This is a genomic window from Neisseria sp. P0022.S010, assembly GCF_051956635.1.
In genome coordinates this window covers 1-2,351 of the sequence record NZ_JBQCXF010000460.1, presented here as the reverse complement: position 1 = coordinate 2,351, position 2,351 = coordinate 1, and the positions used below count along the sequence as shown (strand labels likewise).

The 2,351-nt window shown below is 52.3% G+C and carries 2 protein-coding genes; one reads left to right on the top strand and one right to left on the bottom strand.

Annotated elements, in window-relative coordinates:
• The first annotated feature begins 50 nt into the window (after window positions 1-50).
• Window positions 51-1,421 carry an adenylosuccinate lyase gene (gene purB / locus ACTHUT_RS18145; RefSeq protein ID WP_070749732.1) on the top strand — a complete coding sequence of 457 codons (1,371 nt, stop codon included), beginning with the start codon at window positions 51-53 and terminating at the stop codon, window positions 1,419-1,421.
• Window positions 1,422-1,551: 130 nt separating this feature from the next.
• Here the strand turns inward: purB and msrAB are convergent.
• Window positions 1,552-2,351, bottom strand: an 800-nt coding sequence (msrAB, locus tag ACTHUT_RS18140) for a bifunctional peptide-methionine (S)-S-oxide reductase MsrA/peptide-methionine (R)-S-oxide reductase MsrB (RefSeq protein ID WP_440419305.1), incomplete at its 5' end; no start/stop codon positions are given.

Genomic DNA, 2,351 nt, shown 5'->3' with positions numbered 1-2,351 from the left:
TCATGTATAATTGCAAACAATTTGGTTTTCATCCCATAGGAAGATCCGACATGATTAACCCTATCGCTGCACTTTCCCCATTAGATGGCCGCTACGCCAAATCCGTTGAAGCATTGCGTCCGATTTTTTCCGAATACGGCCTGATGCGTGCGCGTGTCAAAGTCGAATTAAACTGGCTCAAAGCCCTTGCCGCCGAGCCTAAGATTGTAGAAGTTCCTGCTTTCAGTGATTTTACGCTTGCCGAAATCGACAAAGTGATCGAAAACTTCTCGCTTGAAGATGCCGCCGCCGTCAAAGCCATTGAAGCGACCACCAATCACGATGTCAAAGCCATCGAATATTGGCTTAAAGAACGCTTCTCCGGCGTGCCTGAAGTGGCTGCCGCCAGCGAGTTCATCCACTTTGCCTGCACCAGCGAAGACATCAACAACCTGTCCCACGCTTTAATGCTGCAAGAAGCGCGTGAGGTTGTTTTGCTGCCGAAACTGGCTGAAATCATCGAAAAACTGACCGGCATGGCGCATGAGTTGGCTGCCGTCCCTATGATGAGCCGCACGCATGGCCAGCCTGCTACACCAAGCACACTGGGTAAAGAAATCGCCAATGTCGTGTACCGCCTGCAACGTCAGTTTAAAAACCTGCAAGCGCAAGAGTTCCTCGGCAAAATTAATGGCGCAGTCGGCAACTACAATGCCCATATGGTCGCTTATCCCGATGTGGATTGGGAAACCCATTGCCGCAACTTCGTTGAAATCAGCCTCGGCCTGACCTTCAACCCCTACACCATTCAAATCGAGCCGCACGACTATATGGCGGAATTCTTCCAAGCCATCAGCCGTGTCAACACGATTCTGATCGACTTTAACCGCGATGTTTGGGGCTACATTTCTTTGGGTTACTTCAAACAAAAAGTCAAAGCAGGCGAAGTCGGCTCTTCCACCATGCCGCACAAAGTCAATCCGATCGACTTTGAAAACTCCGAAGGCAACCTCGGTATGGCCAATGCCGTATTGGGCTTTTTGTCCGAAAAACTACCGATTTCCCGTTGGCAGCGCGACCTGACCGACAGCACCGTATTGCGCAATATGGGCGTAGGCGTGGGCTATACCGTATTGGGCTTTGCCGCCCATCTGCGCGGTCTGAACAAGCTTGAGCCGAATCCTGCCGCCCTTGCTGCCGATTTGGACGCTACTTGGGAGCTGCTGGCCGAGCCGATTCAAACCGTAATGCGTCGTTACGGCGTGGCCAATCCTTACGAAAAGCTGAAAGACCTGACACGCGGTAAAGACGGCATTACGCCTGAAGTGTTGAAACTCTTTATCGAATCGTTGGAAATTCCGGCAGAAGCCAAAGCCAAATTGCTTGAGCTGACCCCTGCGTTGTATGTGGGCAAAGCCGAAGAGTTGGCAAAACGAATTTAAAAGGTTTTTGCAGGGCGCACTTTCTTAGTTATTGAGATTTTTTGATAGATAAGAAACCAACCCTTTGCATTCGACAAATTAAAAAGGCCGTCTGAAATCTTTTTCAGACGGCCTTTTTCGATTCAAACCGTTATTTCACTTTGTCTTTCAACGCGCCGTAGCCTGCCGCGTCCATTTGTTCCAGCGGGATGAATTTCAGGCTTGCGCCGTTGATGCAGTAGCGCAGGCCGCCTTTGTCTTGCGGGCCGTCGGCGAAGACGTGTCCCAAGTGCGAATCGGCGGCATGGCTGCGCACTTCGGTGCGGCGCATGTTGTAGCTGAAATCGTCGTGTTCGGTAACGGCGGCGGCGTTAATCGGGCGGGTGAAGCTCGGCCAGCCGCAGCCGGAATCGAATTTGTCGGCGGAGCTGAACAAGGGTTCGCCGCTGACGACGTCCACATAAATGCCGGGTTTGAACAGATGGTCGTATTCGTGGCTGAAGGCGTATTCGGTCGCGCTGTTTTGGGTCACTTGGTATTGCTCTTCAGTCAGAATGCGTTTGAGTTCGGTAGCGCTGGGTTTTTTATACGTTGCCGCGTCGAAGCCTTTGCCTTGCGGGGCGGTCTTGGTTTTGCCCGTCAGCGGTTCGTCGGCTTTGCGGATGTCGATGTGGCAATAGCCGTTAGGGTTTTTAATCAGGTAGTCCTGATGGTATTCCTCGGCGTCGTAGAAGTTTTTTAGCGGCTCGTTTTCGACGACGAGGGGCTGTTTGTATTTTTGCTGCTCGCGTTTGAGGGCGGCGGCGATGACGGCTTTTTCGGCGGGGTCGGTGTAGTACACGCCGCTGCGGTATTGCGTGCCGGTGTCGTTGCCTTGTTTGTTGAGGCTGGTCGGGTCAACGACGCGGAAATAGTATTGCAGGATGTCGTCGAGGCTGAGTTTGTCGGCAT

What these genes read in the sequence shown, in the direction of transcription:
- purB (WP_070749732.1), top strand. Translation starts at nt 51, where the DNA reads ATGATTAACCCTATCGCTGCACTTTCCCCATTAGATGGCCGCTACGCC.